The organism is Ekhidna sp., assembly GCF_963691765.1.
In the GTDB taxonomy this organism is placed as follows: domain Bacteria; phylum Bacteroidota; class Bacteroidia; order Cytophagales; family Cyclobacteriaceae; genus Ekhidna.
Genome location: NZ_OY829375.1, coordinates 2,499,018 through 2,518,855, shown reverse-complemented (window position 1 = coordinate 2,518,855; position 19,838 = coordinate 2,499,018). Strand labels below are relative to the sequence as shown.

Genomic DNA, 19,838 nt, shown 5'->3' with positions numbered 1-19,838 from the left:
ATTCTTTTTCGGGTTGGAACACGCTCACTTAGAAAATGCTCTTTTCACTAAATCAGCTTGTTCTTCTTTATGAATTTTTGAATATCCAGTAGCTGGAGATGCTCCAATTTTTCTTGCTACTACTTCGAAATCCATTTCTATCATAGTTTTTATAAAACTCCATGCACCCATATTTCTAGGCTCCTCCTGAACCCAAACCAATTTTGGATTATTGTATTTCTTCAGAATCGCATCAATTTGTTTCTGAGGCCATGGATAAATCTGTTCAACCCTTACAATTGCAACATCTTTTGCTTTCTTCTTCTTTTGCTCTTCTAGTAGATCAAAATAAACCTTTCCAGAACAGAACAATACTTTTTTAACGCTCTTATTGGTTACAAAATCATCACCAATAACTTCTTGGAATTTTCCAGAAGTAAAGTCTTTAACAGGAGAAGCAACTCCTGGATGTCTTAGCAATGATTTTGGAGAAAATACAACTGCTGGCTTTCTGAACTCCCATGTAACTTGTCTTCTCATCAAATGGAAAATATTAGATGAGGTTGTCAAGTTTGCAATGATGATATTCTCATTAGAGCACATCTGTAAAAACCTTTCCATTCTAGCACTTGAATGCTCTGGCCCTTGTCCTTCATATCCATGAGGCAATAGCATTACCAGTCCATTCATTCTTTGCCACTTGCTTTCTGCACTCGCTATGAATTGATCAATCATGATTTGAGCTCCATTCGCAAAATCCCCAAATTGAGCTTCCCAAATAACTAGTGCATTCGGCGTAGCCATCGCATATCCATACTCAAATCCAAGCACTCCGTATTCGGATAAAAGTGAGTTATATATTCTTAGAGGCTGTTGGTCGTCTTGAATTTGATTCAAACCACAGTATGGCTCGTTGGTTGTGGAATCAAAGAAATAAGCATGCCTATGCGAAAAGGTTCCCCTTTTTACATCTTGCCCTGACATTCTTACAATTGTACCGTCAGCAAGAAGAGAACCATAAGCAAGAAGCTCCGCGTCAGCCCAACCAAGTTCTTTTTTCTCAAAGAAGTTGGCCTTTCGATCTTTCAACAATTTTTCAATTTGTCGAAGTGGCTTGAATCCTTTAGGTACTTGACTAATCGCTTCCCCAACTTTCTTAATCATCTCCTCTGAGATGCTCGTGTCAGGTGACTTGTCAAAATCTTTTTCTTTAGACCTTCTCAAGTGATCCCACTCTTCTTCAATTTTCTGCGGCTTGTATGGAAGGGGATTCTCCTTAATTTCATTAAGCCTATTCTGAAGCTTGTCCTTAAATTCTTTCTCTAGCTTCTTTATTTCGCTGTCGCTTAAATCACCCCCTTCAGTCAATTTCTTCACATAAACTTCTCGAGGATTCGGATGCTTACCTATTGCATTGTACAGCTTAGGTTGGGTAAACTTCGGCTCATCACTTTCATTGTGTCCATGTCTTCTGTAACACAGCATATCAATGAAGATGTCTTTTTTAAATTTCTGTCGATACTCCACAGCTAAGTTTGCGCAGAATTGAACTGCTTCAGCATCATCTCCATTTACATGGAGTATTGGTGCATCTACAATTTTGGCTAAATCTGTACAATAGATACTGGATCTTGCGTCAGCAAAATCAGTAGTAAATCCTACCTGATTATTAATTACAAAATGTATGGTTCCACCAGTCTTGTATCCTTCGAGCAAGGACATTTGAATACACTCATACACAATTCCTTGACCTGCAACTGCAGCATCTCCATGAATCAATACAGGTATTGCTTTTCCCAAATCTCCTTGATATTCATCATCTATCTGAGCACGGCTATAACCAAGCACCACTGGATCGACTGCCTCAAGGTGAGAAGGGTTTGGTGCTAGCTTCACATACATTTTCTTACCTGCAGTAGTTTCCAGATGTGAAGAATATCCTAAGTGATACTTAACATCACCGTCACCCATTGTTAAATCTACTGCCTGATTCCCTTCAAATTCACTAAAAATCTCTTCATAGGTTTTACCCATGATATTGGCAAGGACATTGAGTCTTCCTCTATGAGCCATGCCAATAACTACTTCATCCGCGTCAAGTTCTGCACCTTTATTTATAATAGTATCTAGCGCAGGAATCATATTTTCACCACCTTCAAGTGAAAATCTCTTTTGCCCTAAGAATTTGGTATGAAGGAAATTTTCAAAACCACTAGCTTCGTTTAGTTTGGATAGAATTCGATTCTTCTCCTCCTTAGAAGGATTGATATTGGCACCTTCTGATTCTATCTTATCTTTCAACCAATCGCTAATGTTTGAGTCTCTTATGTGATTGTATTCAAATCCGATATGGTTTGCATAAACATTTTTTAGTTTCTCAAGAATCTTTCGCAAGGAAGCTTTTCCAAGACCTACTTCACTTCCAACTTCAAACTCCGTGTCAAGATCGTTATCAGAAAGCCCGAAATCAGACAATTCCAGCTTAGCAGTATGCGGCCTTCTTTCTCGAACCGGATTAGTCTCTGCAATTAAATGCGCCCATGATCGATAGTTATAAATCAAATTTCTAACTGCAGTCTCTTTAGGAGTAGCAACAGAAGTACTTGATCCTGGTTCCCCATATTGCTCTTGAGCAAATTCAAATCCTTCAAAAAATTTCTTCCAAGATTCATCGATACTATCGGGATCTTCTTTATATGCTTTGAATAGCTCATCAAGGTAATTACCGTGAGCATTGGCGATGTAGGAATATTTGTCCATATTCATTTATGTTCTGAAACAAAATTAGATTGAATAAAGTTTCTTTAAAAACCGTTAAATCGGTTATTCAAATACACGTATAATAATTCAATGTGTTTTCGTTCCAAAAACCACGTTTAATTCACGTAAGTAATGTATTTAAGACTCTTGACTAATAAAACGGTTAAAGTGTTTTTAGGACGACGTATTAAAGTGGTTTTATTTGTTTTTGGAAATCTTTCTCGCTCCGAAAAAAATAGACTACATTTGCGCTCCATTTTTAAAACTTTTGATGGACGAGATCCATAAACAAAAAGAATTATGCCAGTAAAAATTAGACTAGCGCGTCGAGGACGCAAGAAACAAGCCATGTACGATGTTGTTGTGGCTGACGCTAGAGCACCACGAGATGGTCGCTTTATCGAGAAAATTGGTACCTACAATCCCAATACAGATCCAGCATCTATAAATCTAGATGATAACAAAGCATTTGATTGGGTAATGAAAGGAGCACAGCCTACAGATACTGTTCGTGCTATGCTTTCTTACAGAGGTGTTATGATGAAAAAACACCTACAAGTAGGAGTAAACAAGGGAGCAATTACTCAAGAAGAAGCTGATAAGAAGCTTGAAGAATGGTTGAAAGACAAAGAATCTAAGATTCAAGGTAAAGTAGACAAGCTTGCTAAAGATAAGGCTGACAAGAAGAAAGCTGCTCTTGATGCAGAGAAGAAGGTAAGTGATGCTAGAGCTGAAGGATTGAAGAAAAAAGCTCAAGAAGCTGAAGCCGCATTGGTTGCTGAAATCAAAGAAGGTGGAGCTGAAGGAGACGAAGACGTAGCGGAAGATGTAGCAGAAGTTGAAGAAGCACAAGCTACTGAAACTCAGACCGAGGCTCCTGTAGAAGAAGCTCCTGCTGAAGAAGCTAAAGAAGAGCCAAAAGCTGAAGCTGTAGAGGAAGCACCTGCTGAAGAAGCTAAGGAAGAACCTAAAGCTGAGGCTACAGAAGAAGCTCCTGCTGAAGAAGCTAAAGAAGAAGACAAAAAAGAGGGTTAATCTGCTATGAGGCAGGATGATTGCTACCAATTAGGGGAAGTAATCAAGACTCACGGTCTTAATGGAGAAGTTGGCATTCTACTAGATGTTGATTTCCCGAATGAATATCAAAATTTGGAATCAGTTTTCCTTGAACAACAAGGAAAGCTGATTCCTTTTTTTATTGATACCATTCAAGTAAACAACAATAAAGCACTGGTCAAGTTTGAAGATATTGATTCACTAGATAGTGCTAAGACCATTGTCAAATCCAAACTTTACCTCCCATTATCATCGCTTCCATCATTAGAAAATGGACAGTATTATTTTCATGATCTAGTTGGTTGTGAGGTGTTTGAGGAAAAGTCTAAACTTGGTGATGTTAAAGAAGTAGTTGATCTAAGCGGCAATCAGCTTCTCGTTGTAGATGCTGATGATAAAGAAATTCTAATACCATTGAAGGATGAAATTCTAATATCAGTAGATACAATAAATAAAAAAATACAAGTGTCACTGCCTGATGGTCTATTGGACATCTACAATGATTAACTTAACCTCATGCGAATTGACATAATCACATGCCTACCAGATCTTTTTGAAGGACCGCTCACTCAAAGTATCGTTAAAAGATCCATGGACAAGGGCCTTGTGGAGCTTAAAATCCACAATCTAAGGGATTATGCGACCAATAAACATCTAAATGTGGATGATTATGCTTTTGGTGGTGGAGCTGGCATGGTTTTAATGATTGAGCCAATTGACAAATGTATCTCTGGGCTTAAGTCCGAGAGAAAATATGACGAGATCATTTATTTAACGCCTGATGGCACAACGTATAATCAAGGGATTGCTAACCAACTTTCCCTAAAAGAAAATTTCATTTTCTTGTGCGGACATTATAAAGGTGTTGATCAACGTGTAAGAGACCACTTAATTACTAAAGAGATAAGCATTGGAGACTATGTGCTATCAGGAGGAGAACTTGCAGCAATGGTGCTTGCTGACTCACTTATTAGATTAGTTCCGGGTGTTTTGAACGATGAGACCTCTGCCCTATCCGATTCTTTTCAAGACAATCTGCTCGCACCTCCTGTTTATACCCGTCCTGCTGAGTACAGAGGATGGAAAGTACCAGAAGTGTTAACCTCAGGTCATGAAGCCAATATAGAAGCTTGGAGAAACGATCAAGCCATCAAACGTACAGAACAAAGAAGGCCTGACCTACTTAAATAAGACCTAACATATTTTCATTATACCCCCAGGTGGGTATTTTACCAACATTATCAAATGATAATATTTGAAGAAAATTAATTCTTCAGATGAAAGCATTGGTAATATTCGCACTCCTTCTGATGGCATTCCAAGGGAAAAGCCAAAGTGTTGTTTCCAGCTCAGGAGCTAACTATTCAACCACTCAAACGAATCTTGACTTCACTATTGGAGAAGCTGTTGTTGGATCTTTCGAGAATATCAATCAAGGCTTCCATCAAGTTACAGTTTTAGATGATCCATTAAGCATTAACAAGGACCTAAACCTTGATATCATCATCTATCCAAATCCAACCATAGACAAACTAAATGTTCAAAGTCTAGCAACGTCCAAACTAACATATCAACTTTTTGATCTTTCAGGAAAGAGACTGAATTCTGGAAGACTGGATGAAAAAAACAACAGCATAGATGTCAGCAATCTTGACGAAGGTGTTTTTAAAATCTTATTCCAAGAACTAGAAAGTGATCACGCTAAATCTTTTCTTCTAATCAAGAGAAACTAACCACAAAACAACTAATTAAATGAAAAAGCTACTTATAATATTTGTTTGCTTGTGTGCATTTTCAGCTCTGGCTCAAAGTCCCGAGAGTTTTAACTACCAAGCAGTAATTAGAAATTCAGACGGAGAAATCGTCTCAAATGAAAACATTGGAATTCAGTTTAGATTATTATCAGGAAGTACTTCTGGCAATGCAGTCTATCAGGAAACTTTCAATGTTGAAACCACTAATAATGGACTTATAACCTTAAAAATTGGCACTGGAAATTCAGTTTCTGGCGATTTTACAACTATCGACTGGTCGGAAGGTCAATACTTCATCGAAACATCCATCGATTTGGATGGAGGATCTCAGTTTGAAGTTTTGGGTACAAGCCAACTTTTAAGTGTACCGTATGCACTCTACGCAAAAACCTCTGGAAGTTCAATACCTGGACCTCAAGGAGAACCTGGTGAAGATGGTAAGACGGTTTTAAGTGGCGCACTAGATCCTACAACAGAAGGTGAAGATGGAGATTTCTTTATTAATACCTCTTCTAATGAAATCTTTGGACCTAAAACTTCAGGCAGCTGGGGAATTGGAACTTCTTTAATAGGAGCTAGTGGTGCCAATGGTAATGACGGAGCAGACGGTAATGATGGTATCGATGGTGCTGACGGTATCGATGGAAGCAATGGAGCGGATGGTAAGACAATCCTAAATGGAACTACCAACCCAAGTGTTGAGGGTGTTGACGGTGATTTTTATATCAACATTTCATCCAATGAAATCTTTGGGCCAAAATCATCAGGAAGTTGGGGAAGTGGAACTTCTTTGGTGGGAATAAGCGGTGCCGATGGCAACGACGGAGCAGATGGTAAAACAATCTTAAATGGAACTGCAGATCCAACAACAGAAGGAGTAGACGGAGATTTTTACATCAACACTACATCGGACCAAATATTCGGACCTAAAACTTCCGGATCTTGGGGAATTGGAACTTCTTTAATAGGAGCAGATGGCAATGACGGAAGTAATGGCACAAATGGAAGCACTGTTCTGAATGGATCAGTAGATCCTACCACAGAAGGAGTGGATGGCGATTTCTACATCAATACAACTTCTAATCAGATTTTCGGTCCAAAAACCTCTGGTGCGTGGGGAAGTGCCACTTCCCTAAACGGAGCTGATGGCAGTGACGGAAGTAATGGTAGTGACGGAAGCACTATTCTCAACGGAACTATAGATCCCACAACAGAAGGAGCAGATGGTGACTTTTATATTAATACCTCAACCAACGAAATATTTGGCCCAAAAGCGGCAGGTGCTTGGGGAAGCGGAACATCACTGGTCGGACCGGAAGGAGCACAGGGTCCGGCAGGAATGGGAGGCGGATCAAATGCCACCTATCGCTGGGCTACATTTAGCACGTATTCCAATGGAGGATCTGGTTCATGGGCATTTAATAATGATCCAAGCATGTTTGGCGGGGTTAATCCAAGCAATTGGACTGATGCGAGTGCCTTAGCAGCAGATTTGTCTTCAGATAAGGAAATTCTCAGAACACTGTTTCAACGAAAAGGATATGCAACAGGTAACGCTATGATATTTAATGATGAGTTAGCTAGCTTTTCTTCAACAAATGGAAGAGTCGCATTAGTGCTATTCAGAATTAACAACACAACTGGAAGTCCAATCGTGTGGAATCCTACCGTTTGGTACAGTGCTTACGCCGCATGGGGAGAACGAGCAAGTGGAGCATTAAACGGCGTCACTATATTAAATGAGGGTGATATTGGAAATAGGACCGTTAGCATAACTATACCTCCAAACAGAGTTAGCACAATAATTTTTGTGTCAACATCAGGCCAGCCTTCCATAAGTGTTGGCATGCGATTGTGCAGACTCGGCTTCTCCAATAATTCATTAAATCTCCCGGCCGGCCTTGAATTCGTGGATGATTTGGACACCGCTACTGGAGGCTGGGAGCAATAAGATAAGGCAGCATCTGCTTCGTTGACGCAGGTGATAGCGAGCTCCAGGAGCTCGCTTTTTTTTATTTTATGTAAACAGAATACCTCCTAATAGGTATTTCAATCAATACCCATTTATCAGAACTTTATAGAAAATGTCAAAACCTTGAAGATCACGGTTTTTAATATTTTTAAGTAAACCAATTAACAACCTAAACTTTACAGATATGAAAAATCTAAGTTTCATGACTTTATGTTTGATTATTCTTACTTCTTGCGGGGTTTCTCAAGAAGAATATGATAATCTAGAAAAAAAGTATAATGAGCTCCAAGCCCAAGTTAGCAAGTTTAACACCCTGAATCAGGGGAATGGCACCATTGCTTTCGGTGGCGATTCCGTCTCACTTTTACCATCAGCAGCTTCAATAGCGGCTTATAGAGCCACCCTGGGTAATAGTGGAAAAATTGATTCAATGTCCGCTGCACATAAACTTTACAATTACAAACTTTGGAGAGACCTTGCTGACGATGGACGCAGAAATTATTCAAGAACTTGGTCGCAAGAAGTATATGGCAATCTATTCACTTGGGACGAGTTCTGGGATTTTGCAAAGTACGTGAAAGACCTTAGGAAAAACGATCCGGACATCGATGGTATTCGAGTATACGCAGGAGCCGCATTTTTTGAAAAAGGGTTTATTCCGGATGTGTTTCTGATACCTACAAAAGATGGTAAGAATTTGATTGATCTAGACCCAGACTTTCCTAAGATAGATTCGCTATTTTCTTCAGATGAAACAATTCTAGAATTTCTTCAGGATCAAGTAACTGTAAGGAGTAATAGCGACCCTCTATTTAATATTTCAAAACCGTGTCCATACGAGTGCGATTAATTAAACACCTGAATATTGAGCTTAACTATTGAGAGTATATCGAAATATTCAATTTGGCTACCCTTTATTGCCGGGATAATATCAGTTATAAAGGGTAGTCATCATACTAAAATAATTGTTTTATCCCTTGTGGTGGTCAGCCTATTAACTGACGAATTAGCTTCATATTTTGCTTCGATTTACAAGAATAACATGCCGGTCATCCATGTCTATCAATTCTTAGAATCAATTATTTTAATACTGTTTTTTAAAAGAGTCATTAATAGCAAGTTTTTAATAATTTCAGGAAGTGTCCTGCTTCTATATCTTCTCCTTAATCCGATTCTTATTAGTTCATGGTACGAGTTTGACTACTTAAGCTTCATAATAAAGTCATTTTTCTTCATGATTTGCTGTATTGCATATTTCTTTGAGCAGTATAAAAAAGAAAAACTAATATTCTTGGATAGAGACCGCGACTTTTGGTTTGTATGCGGTTTCTTATTCTATTTTTCAGGAGCATTTTTTACTTTTTTGACATACGACCTCCTTAAAACCTGGATCCTCCACAACCTATCAAATGCTGCTAAAAATGTAATCTTAATGATCGGATTTCTTATAGCGAAAAAACATTAATGATGCTATCTAAATCAGACTCAATACTATTCATCGGAACTCTAGGCATGATTGTTCTAGCATTCGCAATTGTACTCTTCATCTACCTGTATCAAAGAAAACTCATAAAAAAAAGTCTCGAAAACCAACAAATTCAGGATTTACTAAGGGAACAAGAAATGAAAGCAACGTATGCTCTTCTAGAAGGTCAAGATAAGGAGCGAAAACGAATTGCAGCTGAGTTACATGACAGCTTAGGAAGTATCCTGGTAACACTAAATATGTATGCAGATACATTGCAATCAAAAGGGACAACTGAAAACGATCTAATAAGAAAGATTAGTGAAACTGCCCAACTAGCAAATGAAGAAACCAGAAAAATATCTCATAGCCTGGATTCTGGGATGCTTAAACATTTCGGGCTAGAGGCAGCAATTAAGCAATTGTCAGAAGCAGTTTCAGATGCTAAACAAATTCAATTTGGATTAGAAATACAGATCGGTAAAATATCATCAGATATTGGACTTGAAATCTATCGAATCATTCAAGAACTGGTCAACAATTCATTGAAGCACTCGCAATGCACAACAATAAGGTTGGAGCTGAATTCAATAGAGGACAATCTCAATTTAATCTACGAAGATAATGGCATTGGATTCTTAAAATCACAAATAACCCCTGGGATGGGCTTGAGAAACATTGAAAATAGGGTCTCAAAACTAAACGGCGATCTAACCATTGACTCTTCTCCAGATAGAGGAAGTACGTTCATCATCGAAATTCAACCACTATGAATAAAGTGAAAATATTAATAGCTGATGACCATCAAATTGTCATCGATGGACTTAAATTGGTCCTAAGCTCTCAAGAAAACTTTGAGGTTGCAGGAGAAGCATCCAATGGAGTTGAAGTTTTAGACTTTTTAGCCAAATCCAGAGTTGACATTGTAGTGCTAGATATAAACATGCCAGAAATGGATGGGATCAAGTGTGCAAAAAAAGTAAAAGAGCTATACCCTAAGACTAAGGTGATAATCCTGACTATGTATGCTCAAAAATCTTTCGTGGAGGAAATCATAAAAATCGGAATTGATGGCTGTCTCCTAAAAAACAATACAGGAAAAGAATTGTCTGATGCAATAGCCAGGGTACACAGCGGAAAATCATACTACGACCAAATTCAAAATTTCAGCAAGAAGGAATCTAAAACAAAGGAATATCCACTTAGTGAGCGAGAAATAGAGATTATAAGAAAACTGAGCGACGGCCTTACAAGCTCGCAAATTTCAGAGGCACTCTTCATCTCATTGCATACAGTTAAAACGCACAGAAAGAACATTTTAAGAAAACTAGATTTACACAGCAGCTCAGAATTGATTCAATATGCGCTAAACAATGGAATTATTTAATTGCATATCTTTTTTTCCAATAGTTATTTCTATATTTGCACTCCTTTTTTAAAACACTCAGTAAAGGAGTAGAGAAATGAGCACAGAATTATTGAATATAGTAGCGGAAGAATACAAGGAAGTAAGAGCAAAGCATCCTTCTTTCGGACCTGGTGACACGATTAACGTTCACTATAAAATTAAAGAAGGTAATAAAGAGCGTGTGCAGCAGTTCCAAGGAACTGTAATGTCAATAAACAACACGAATACAAATGGCGAGACTTTCACTGTTAGAAAAGTTTCTGGTGACATCGCTGTAGAAAGAATCTTCCCTATCCTAACTCCTAACATCGAGAAAATAGAAGTTTTGAGACGAGGTAAAGTAAGAAGAGCTAAGCTTTATTACTTGAGAGGCAGAAAAGGAAAAGCTGCTCGTATTAAAGAGAAGCTTGTTAAAAAATAAATTTCCAAATCCCTCACCAAATGGTGAGGGATTTTTGTTTCAACCCTTCGCTCCTGCTTAATTTTAACTTCCAATGGAGCTACACTTCACAAAATATCAAGGCACGGGCAACGACTTCATCCTATTAGATGACAGAAGTGAGTCATTTCCAATAAATGATTCATTGATACAAAAATTATGTGATCGTCGTTTTGGAGTCGGTGCCGATGGATTGATTCTAATTCAAAATCATCCCGATCTTGACTACAGAATGGTCTATTTTAATTCTGATGGCTCACAAAGCCTTTGTGGCAATGGATCGCGTTGTGGATTTGCGTTCGCGAAAAGCCTAGGTATCGTTGATGTGAAAGCCACATTTGAAACCACTGACGGAATCCACCAGATCAAAATACAAGATGGCAAAATCCATTTTAAACTTTTTGATGTAAAGGAAAGAGAAAAAATCAATGACAAGGAGTGGTTTGTTGATACAGGATCTCCACATCATATTGTCATTTCAAAAGATGTATTAGAAGAAGATATTGTCAATCAAGGCAGAAAAATTCGAAACTCATCTACCTATTCGCGACATAATGGCACAAATGTGAATTTTGCACAGCTTTTGCAAGACAGAGTGAAAATTAGGACTTATGAAAGAGGTGTTGAAGATGAAACGCTGAGTTGTGGCACTGGAGCAACTGCTGTTGGAATAATGGCAGGCGAACTTGGGCTTGAAAGTCCCGTTCGAATTCAAACAATGGGCGGCGAATTAAGTGTCTCATTCAAACGTGAGGAAGATTCGTTCACAGATGTTTGGCTCTCAGGACCGGCAGAAAAAGTGTTTGAAGGAAGTGTAACAATCTAATCGCTCTTACATTAATCCATTATAACTTTAAGGCTTTATACAAAAGGCTAAATTTTAAAACTTGATGGCGTTAAAAGCCTAAAATAAAATTTTTCAATGCTAGATTCTATTACGAAGGGATTTGCCAAGATTTTTGGCACAAAGACGGAGAAGGACCTCAAAGAACTCACCCCCTATGTCGGTCTAATAAATGCTGAGTTTGATAAACTGAAAAGCATTACTGATGATGAATTAAGAGGAAAGACTGAAGAACTCAAAGGAATCATTAAAGATCGATTGAAAGAAATTGATGATGAGATTGCCGCACTTCATAAACAAGTAGAAGACGATACATCATTAGACGTTCATCAAAAAGAAGATATTTTCGGACAAATTGACAAGCTTGAAAGTGATCGAGATGTTGAGCTAGAGAAAGTCCTAATGGACATTTTACCAGTTGGCTTTGCGGTAGTGAAAGAAACAGCACGTCGTTTTGCCGAGAATGAAAAAATAGTAGTCCAGGCTACTCAGCATGATAAAGAAATAGCTGCTCGAAAAAATAACGTTGAAATAAGCGGAGAAACGGCAACTTGGAAAAACAAATGGATTGCTGCAGGAAATGAGGTCGTCTGGAACATGGTGCACTATGATGTGCAATTAATTGGTGGCGTTGTACTTCATCAGGGCAAAATCGCTGAGATGCAGACTGGAGAAGGTAAAACGCTTGTAGCAACACTCCCAGCATACCTAAATGCATTAGCAGAGAGAGGTGTTCACATCGTTACTGTAAATGATTACCTAGCAAGAAGAGATTCAGAGTGGAATGCACCAATTTTTGAATTCCACGGCTTGAAGATTGACTGTATTGACAATCATCAACCAAATTCTCCTGAGAGAAGAAATGCCTACATGGCTGACATTACTTATGGCACCAACAATGAATTCGGCTTTGACTACCTAAGAGACAATATGTCTAGAAGTCCAGAAGAACTGGTACAGAAAAAGCATCACTATGCAATGGTAGATGAAGTTGACTCGGTACTGATCGATGACGCTCGTACACCATTAATTATTTCAGGACCAATTCCCAAAGGGGATGAACATGAGTTTTATGATTTAAAACCAAGAATACAAAGACTTGTTGATGCTCAAAGAAAATTGGTTTCTGATTATCTCAATGAAGCTAAAAAACTTATTAAGGAAGGCAATGAAGCTGAGGCTGGTCTTTCTCTATTTAGAGCATTTAGAGGATTGCCGAAAAGTAAGCCTCTCATTAAGTTCATGAGTGAGACTGGAATCAAACAGATCTTACAGAAAACAGAGAACATCTATTTGGCAGACAACCAAAAAAGAATGCCTGAGGCAGATGAGCCTCTTTACTTTACAATAGATGAGAAAATAAACAGCATCGATCTTACTGAAAAAGGAATTGATTTGATTACCGGCGAAGGTGAAGATGCTAATTTCTTCATTCTTCCAGACATTGGTGACGAGATAGCAAAACTTGAAAAAGATGAAGCAATCTCTGAGTCAGACAAACTGCAAAAGAAAGAATCAATCATCCGCGACTACAATGTAAAAGGTCAGCGAATCCATTCTGTAAACCAACTTCTTAAAGCATACTGCATGTATGAGAAGGATACTGAGTATGTAGTGATGGATGCAAAAGTGAAAATTGTTGACGAGCAGACGGGTCGTATTATGGAAGGCCGTCGTTATTCTGACGGATTGCATCAGGCAATTGAAGCAAAAGAAAATGTTAAGGTTGAGGACGCTACTCAAACTTATGCAACCATCACGCTCCAGAATTACTTCAGAATGTACCATAAGCTTGCTGGTATGACAGGTACTGCGGAGACAGAGGCTGGAGAATTTTGGGATATCTACGAGTTAGACGTTGTAGTGATTCCAACCAATAAGCCAATTGCGCGAAAAGATGAGAACGATAAGGTTTACAAAACCATTCGTGAAAAATTTAATGCAGTAGCAGAAGAAGTTGTTGAATTAACCAAAGCTGGAAGACCAGTGTTGGTGGGTACAACATCTGTTGAAATATCTGAGCTTTTAAGTAGAATGCTCCAGATGCGAAATATCAAACATCAAGTTCTTAATGCTAAACAGCACGCTAAGGAAGCAGATGTTGTTGCTGAAGCTGGGAAGCCAGGCGCAGTGACCATCGCAACCAATATGGCAGGGCGTGGTACAGACATTAAACTGACCGACGAAGTAAAAGCAGCCGGCGGACTGGCAATTATTGGAACTGAAAGACATGAATCTCGACGTGTGGACAGACAGCTTAGAGGTCGATCAGGAAGGCAGGGTGATCCAGGCTCATCTCAATTTTACGTTTCGCTGGAGGATAACCTAATGCGATTGTTCATGTCTGATCGCGTGGCTAAAATCATGGATAGGCTGGGCCTTCAAGAAGGAGAAGTGATTCAGCACGGCATGATTACAAAGTCCATAGAGCGAGCACAGAAGAAAGTTGAAGAAAACAACTTCGCTATTCGTAAGAATCTTCTCGAATATGATGATGTAATGAACAGTCAGCGGGAAGTGATCTACAAGCGTAGAAAGAATGCGCTATATGGTGAGCGACTCGAATTAGATATCCTTAACATGTTGCTTGAAACATCTGAGGATATTGCCTTTAATGCTAAAGGTCAAAATGACCTAGACAGCCTTAAATTAAATGCAATTTCAGTTTTAGGCTTGGACTTTAATATTACCCAGGAAGAACTTGAAAAAAGTGATGAAAACACTTTAGCTGACAAACTTTATCAGGCAGCACTTGAAAATTATGGTCAAAAAAATCAGCTGATAAAGAACAAAGCTTTACCAATATTTAAACAATTAGAATTGACAAGAGGCGCAACTCTAGAAAATGTATTGGTACCATTTACAGATGGAAAAAAACAAATTGGCACCTCTGTAAATCTTAAAAAAACAGTAGAAACTGAAGGCAAAGAGGTTATTCTAGAGATGGAGAAGATGATCGCACTAGCTACGATTGACCTTCTTTGGAAAGAACACCTTAGAGACATGGATGATCTTCGCCAGAGTGTAAGAAATGCACAATATGAACAAAAAGACCCACTGCTTATTTACAAGTTTGAAGGTTTCGAAATGTTCAAGAGATTTATTGGTAAAGTCAATGAAGAAACTATTTCATTCCTAATGAAAGCAGAAATCCCTGTTGAACAAGCCGATGATGTACAGGCAGCTCAAAAGCAACGAACAACAAGGAATTACAAGGAGCAAAAAGACGAGAGTAGATCAGCACTCGCTGGACCAGAAGGTGGCAACAGACCTCCGGTACAGCAACAAACTAAACCGGTGCAGTCACAAAAAGTTGCTAGCAGAAATCAACGAGTAAATGTGCAATATGCTGACGGTTCTGTGAAAAAAGATGTTAAATTCAAGACGGTAGAAGAAGATATTAAGAATAATAAATGCGTGCTAATAGACTGATCATATTATTTTTTTTAGGTGCATGTAAAGCAACGACTCCTACTGGTTCTACCGGATCATATTCTGAGGATTTAGGAATTCATCGGCCAGTAATGATCCAGTCAGAAAATGAAGAAGGGAATAATGAGGAGCAGGAAGTAAAAACTGAACCTTATAAACCTCTAACGGGTCATATCAAGCAAGAACTTGATAGTATATCTAAAGTAGCTTTTGAACAGAATAGAGAAGGAAAGTATGTTGATGGATACATCATTCAAGTTTATTCTGGCAACAGTAGAGAAGACGCGAATAGAGCTCGATCAAAAATGAGCACATTCTATCCAGAATTAGAACCTAAAGTTTCTTGGCATCAGCCAAACTTCAGAGTAAAGGCTGGAAAATTCACAAATCGTTTAAAAGCAAATCGTGTTCATCAGCAAGTGAAAGAAGAATTTCCAAGAGCCTTGCTCCTACCAGAAAGATTTTTGATCAAGTATGAGTGATCTTATTCAAAAAATAAAATCACTCTCCGAAGAATATTTCGAAGAAATACTCGAGATACGTAGGCATATTCATGCCAATCCCGAATTATCATTTCAAGAACATGAGACGGCAAATTTCATTGAAAATAAGCTTAGTGAATTCGGCATAACCAATTTCGAGAGAATAGCTGATACGGGCGTTACATTTTGCCTTGAAGGACGTGAGCCAGGCAAAACAATTGCCTTAAGAGCAGATATTGATGCCTTACCAATTTTGGAGGCCAATGACGTTTCGTATAAGTCAAAAAATGATGGTGTAATGCATGCATGCGGGCATGACGTGCATACCTCAAACTTGCTGGGAGTAGCCAAAATCCTATCTCAGCTTACTGATCAGTTCAAAGGCACAATTAAATTTATTTTTCAACCAGCTGAAGAAAAATCTCCAGGTGGTGCTTCTATCCTAATCAAAGATGGGGTACTTGAGAATCCAGTGCCAGAAAGAATATTAGGTCAGCATGTGATGCCACTAATTCCTGAAGGAAAAGTTGGATTCAGACCTGGAAAATATATGGCTAGCGCGGATGAGATTTATCTCACAATCAAAGGAAAAGGAGGACATGCCGCAATGCCAGAAACGTTTATTGATCCTATTGCGATTGCAGGTCAAATAATAGTTTCGCTCCAGCAAATTGTAAGTAGAATAGCCAATCCAAAGATTCCTTCGGTTCTTTCTTTTGGTAAAATTGAAGGTGGTAACATTAATAATGTAATTCCCAACGAGGTGAAGATTGATGGTACTTTCAGAACCTTTGATGAAACTTGGAGGAAAGAGGCCCTTCAAAAAGTAAGAGATATTTCAACTTCCATAGCACAAGCTATGGGCGGATCGTGCGAAGTTCATATAGCTCCGGGATATCCATTTTTAGTAAATGATGAGCAATACACAGTTAAGAATATTGCAGCGGCCAAGGAATATATGGGTGCCGAAAATGTTGTTGACCTAGGCCTTTGGATGGCAGCAGAAGATTTTGCTTTTTATACACATGAAGTGCCGGGATGCTTTTATCGATTAGGCACTAGGAACGAAAGTAAAGGAATTACCTCAGGAGTGCATACTCCTACTTTTAATGTTGATGAAAACGCGCTAAAGACTGGAATGGGCCTTATGTCCTACCTCGCCATTCATGAACTAAATAGCTAGGATATTTTTCTACTGCTTGCGGCCTAAGCAATCATTAATCCTACATTACCCAAATATTACCAACACAACCTCTTTAGTTATTCTTAGGAGAATTTTATAAATCTTGAGATAATACATACGACACATAAGATTTTTACCTTTGCGGCAAATTATCTGAAGATATGCAATACGGATTGTTTGAACTTTTAAATCTCCTAGGCGCACTTGGATTTTTCATTTATGGCATGAAAGTCATGAGTGAAGGAATTCAAAAAGTAGCGGGAGCTAAAATGAGAAGCATCCTTAGCTCGATGACCTCCAATCGATTTAAAGGAGTATTTACAGGTTTTACAATCACCAGTTTAGTTCAATCATCTTCAGCAACCACTGTATTAGTGGTAAGCTTCGTCAATGCTGGACTGCTATCTTTAACAGAATCTATTGGAGTAATAATGGGTGCCAATATTGGAACAACCATAACTGCATGGCTTATTTCAATAGTTGGATTCAAAGTGAAAATTGCCACATACGCACTTCCAATAATCGCATTCGGATTTCCTCTGATGTTCTTCAACCGTGAAAAATTGAAGTTTTGGGGCGAAGTGTTGGTTGGATTTGCACTGCTTTTTATGGGGCTCTCATTACTCAAAGATTCGGTCCCAGATCTTAATTCTAACCCACAAATATTAGAATTCTTAAGTCGATATACTGACCTGGGTTACTTATCCATTTTACTATTTGTCTTGATTGGTACATGCGTTACAGTTGTTGTGCAATCGTCAAGTGCTGCCATGGCGCTCACATTAGTAATGGCTAACAATGGATGGATACCATTCGAACTTGCAGCTGCTATGGTGCTCGGTGAAAACATAGGGACAACCATCACAGCCAATCTTGCTGCATTAGTAGGAAATGTTCATGCAAAAAGAGCAGCCCTCTCCCATCTAATTTTTAACATTTTTGGTGTAATCTGGATTCTAATTCTAATACGGCCAGCAATTAACCTGGTCGATTGGTATTTAGTATCAAATGGAACTGCATCTCCATTTACTTCAGCGGCAAGTATTCCAATTGCACTTTCAATATTCCATTCTACTTTCAATATTTTAAATACGTTGCTATTGGTATGGTTTGTCAATTTCATAGCAAGGACAGTTACCAAGGCAATTAAATCTACTGGGGAAGATGAATTCTCACTAGAATATATCAGCACTGGATTAATGAATACGGCTGAATTTTCTATTGAGGAAGCTCGAAAAGAAACAGTACGCATGGGGGAACTGACAATTAAAATGTCAAAGCAATTTCAAGACCTCATTGTTGAGGAAAAACCTAAAAAGCAGAATAAGCTCCTTAAGAAAATCAGAGATTTCGAATTGATGACTGATCGAATGGAGCATGAAATTGGTGAATACCTAATGAAAGTTTCCGCTCAAGGAACTCTTAGTGATTCTAGCTCCATCAAAGTAGCTAGTCTTTTAAGTTCAGTCAACGACCTTGAACGTATCGGGGATCTTTTTTTCCAAATGTCAAGAGACGTTCAGAGGTTGTTTAAGAGTGAGAAAAAATTTAAAAACAAACAAATAAAGAGTCTTCAGGAGATTGTCGGATTGGTACAAGAGGCATTGGGAATAATGCATCACAATCTAGATTCTACAGAAAAAGATAAGTCGCTTGAAACAGCCGTTTTGGTAGAGGGGAAAATCAATTCACTTAGAGATTCATTAAGAAAAGAGCTCACCAAAGCAATAGAAAAAGAAAAATATGACCCACAAAGAGATGGTTGGTATAAAGACTTGTTTCACCTAGCAGAAAAAATAGGTGATCATGCTATAAATGTTTCTGAAGCCATGACAGGCGAGAAGGAAAAAGAGTTGAAGGAGGAAATCAAGAAATAATGATTGAAGGGAAAATCTTGTCAACAAACATGAATCAGCAGACATACCAATCGATACTTACAAAAGCAGTCGTGATTTTAATCTCGATTCTCTTTTTCCTCCTTTCAATTGAATTGATGGGTGTTTCCATTGGATCAATAACTGGAGGTATGGTTGATAACATATCCAATGTTACTGCTAATCCGTTTATCGGACTTTTCATTGGACTTTTATCTACAGCATTGCTTCAGAGCAGTTCTACAACAACCTCAATTGCTGTTGCAGCGGTAGCTTCGGGTGCAATAAGTCTCCAAAACGCGATTCCGATTGTATTGGGCGCCAATGTTGGCACAACAATAACTAGCACCATTATTTCAATGAGCTACATCTCCAAGCATAAGGAGTTTAAAAGAGCAGTTGCAGCCGGAACTTCACATGACTTCTTCAATATTTTAACCGTAATCTTACTTTTTCCACTTGAGGTAAAATATAATTTCTTGGAAAGAAGCAGTGCCTACATCTCTTCTGCCATACACGTAACCGGCAGATCCGGGATGAAAAATCAAGGATCCTTTGGTTTCGCATCCATATTTGAAACTTCTACTGATTGGATACTCAATACCCTTGGCCCTATCATTTCATTGCTAATTGGAATTTTACTGCTCTTTGCTTGCATCAAGTTTATATCTAAATGGCTTTATAAAATTCTAATTGGACGTACCAAAGACCGATTTGAAAATGTTGTTTTCAAAAATAAATTTCGAGCCTTTGGTTGGGGATTAGTCATTACTTCGGTTGCTCAATCTAGTTCATTAACAACGTCCTTGATTGTGCCCCTTGTTGCTACTGGCAAGGTAAAGGTGAAAAAAGCATTCCAGTTCATTATGGGTGCAAATATTGGAACGACGATCACCGCATTACTCGCGGCTATTTTTCAATCTGAAGCGGCAATTAGCTTAGCAATCGTCCACTTACTTTTTAACCTAATTGGTGTTATTGTATTCTTTTTTATGCCTTATTTATCTCAGGTACCAGTCTACCTGGCAAAGAAAATGGGGCTGCTGACTACACAAGCACGACTAATTGGCTTTGCATATATCTTCATGGCATTTTTCTTACTGCCATTTACGTTGATTTATATATCTCAGTCATCAGAAAAAGGCTCAGATTCTATAGAAGTGAAGGTAGAGGATTAGTTTTGTGATTAA

16 protein-coding genes are annotated in these 19,838 nt (G+C 38.4%); 15 read left to right on the top strand and 1 reads right to left on the bottom strand.

Annotated elements, in window-relative coordinates; all coding sequences use genetic code 11:
* Positions 1-24 precede the first annotated feature (24 nt).
* The gene (locus tag ACY650_RS11440) at positions 25-2,739 is read right to left on the bottom strand and encodes a 2-oxoglutarate dehydrogenase E1 component (RefSeq protein WP_462247607.1); all 2,715 of its coding nucleotides are present in this window, start codon (positions 2,737-2,739) and stop codon (positions 25-27) included.
* 300 nt (positions 2,740-3,039) lie between these two features.
* On the opposite strand from ACY650_RS11440, the gene ACY650_RS11435 reads away from it, so the two are divergent.
* From ACY650_RS11435 to ACY650_RS11365, 15 genes are all read left to right on the top strand, one after another.
* Positions 3,040-3,774 carry a 30S ribosomal protein S16 gene (locus tag ACY650_RS11435; RefSeq protein WP_462247606.1) on the top strand — a complete coding sequence of 245 codons (735 nt, stop codon included), beginning with the start codon at positions 3,040-3,042 and terminating at the stop codon, positions 3,772-3,774.
* 6 nt (positions 3,775-3,780) lie between these two features.
* Positions 3,781-4,302, top strand: a complete 522-nt coding sequence (gene rimM / locus ACY650_RS11430; protein ID WP_462247604.1) for a ribosome maturation factor RimM — start codon at positions 3,781-3,783, stop codon at positions 4,300-4,302.
* Positions 4,303-4,311: 9 nt separating this feature from the next.
* A complete protein-coding gene (gene trmD, locus ACY650_RS11425) occupies positions 4,312-4,986 on the top strand; it encodes a tRNA (guanosine(37)-N1)-methyltransferase TrmD (protein ID WP_462247602.1) in 675 nt (224 codons plus the stop codon).
* 86 nt (positions 4,987-5,072) lie between these two features.
* Positions 5,073-5,528: a T9SS type A sorting domain-containing protein gene (locus ACY650_RS11420; protein WP_462247601.1), complete on the top strand. Its 456-nt coding sequence runs from the start codon at positions 5,073-5,075 to the stop codon at positions 5,526-5,528.
* A gap of 19 nt (positions 5,529-5,547) precedes the next feature.
* Positions 5,548-7,500 carry a hypothetical protein gene (locus ACY650_RS11415; RefSeq protein ID WP_462247600.1) on the top strand — a complete coding sequence of 651 codons (1,953 nt, stop codon included), beginning with the start codon at positions 5,548-5,550 and terminating at the stop codon, positions 7,498-7,500.
* Positions 7,501-7,705: 205 nt separating this feature from the next.
* A complete protein-coding gene (locus ACY650_RS11410; protein ID WP_462247598.1) occupies positions 7,706-8,371 on the top strand; it encodes a hypothetical protein in 666 nt (221 codons plus the stop codon).
* Between the two features lie 614 nt (positions 8,372-8,985).
* Positions 8,986-9,759 (top strand): sensor histidine kinase, encoded by a 774-nt coding sequence (locus ACY650_RS11405; RefSeq protein ID WP_462247597.1) that lies wholly within the window; start codon positions 8,986-8,988, stop codon positions 9,757-9,759.
* Positions 9,756-10,373 carry a response regulator transcription factor gene (locus ACY650_RS11400; RefSeq protein ID WP_462247595.1) on the top strand — a complete coding sequence of 206 codons (618 nt, stop codon included), beginning with the start codon at positions 9,756-9,758 and terminating at the stop codon, positions 10,371-10,373. The genes ACY650_RS11405 and ACY650_RS11400 overlap by 4 nt, the downstream gene beginning before the upstream one ends.
* A 76-nt stretch (positions 10,374-10,449) precedes the next feature.
* Positions 10,450-10,815 (top strand): 50S ribosomal protein L19, encoded by a 366-nt coding sequence (gene rplS, locus ACY650_RS11395; RefSeq protein WP_462247593.1) that lies wholly within the window; start codon positions 10,450-10,452, stop codon positions 10,813-10,815.
* A gap of 73 nt (positions 10,816-10,888) precedes the next feature.
* A complete protein-coding gene (gene dapF / locus ACY650_RS11390) occupies positions 10,889-11,659 on the top strand; it encodes a diaminopimelate epimerase (RefSeq protein WP_462247591.1) in 771 nt (256 codons plus the stop codon).
* A 96-nt stretch (positions 11,660-11,755) separates the two neighbouring features.
* Positions 11,756-15,109 (top strand): preprotein translocase subunit SecA, encoded by a 3,354-nt coding sequence (secA, locus tag ACY650_RS11385; protein WP_462247589.1) that lies wholly within the window; start codon positions 11,756-11,758, stop codon positions 15,107-15,109.
* Positions 15,091-15,591 (top strand): SPOR domain-containing protein, encoded by a 501-nt coding sequence (locus ACY650_RS11380; protein WP_462247587.1) that lies wholly within the window; start codon positions 15,091-15,093, stop codon positions 15,589-15,591. Before secA ends, ACY650_RS11380 begins: the two co-directional genes overlap by 19 nt.
* Entirely contained in the window at positions 15,584-16,774 is a 1,191-nt protein-coding gene (locus ACY650_RS11375; protein ID WP_462247585.1) for a M20 metallopeptidase family protein, read from the top strand. The genes ACY650_RS11380 and ACY650_RS11375 overlap by 8 nt, the downstream gene beginning before the upstream one ends.
* A 161-nt stretch (positions 16,775-16,935) precedes the next feature.
* A complete protein-coding gene (locus tag ACY650_RS11370; protein WP_462247584.1) occupies positions 16,936-18,651 on the top strand; it encodes a Na/Pi cotransporter family protein in 1,716 nt (571 codons plus the stop codon).
* Positions 18,651-19,826, top strand: coding sequence for a Na/Pi symporter (locus ACY650_RS11365; RefSeq protein WP_462247582.1), 1,176 nt, complete (start codon positions 18,651-18,653; stop codon positions 19,824-19,826). The genes ACY650_RS11370 and ACY650_RS11365 overlap by 1 nt, the downstream gene beginning before the upstream one ends.
* Positions 19,827-19,838: the final 12 nt, after the last annotated feature.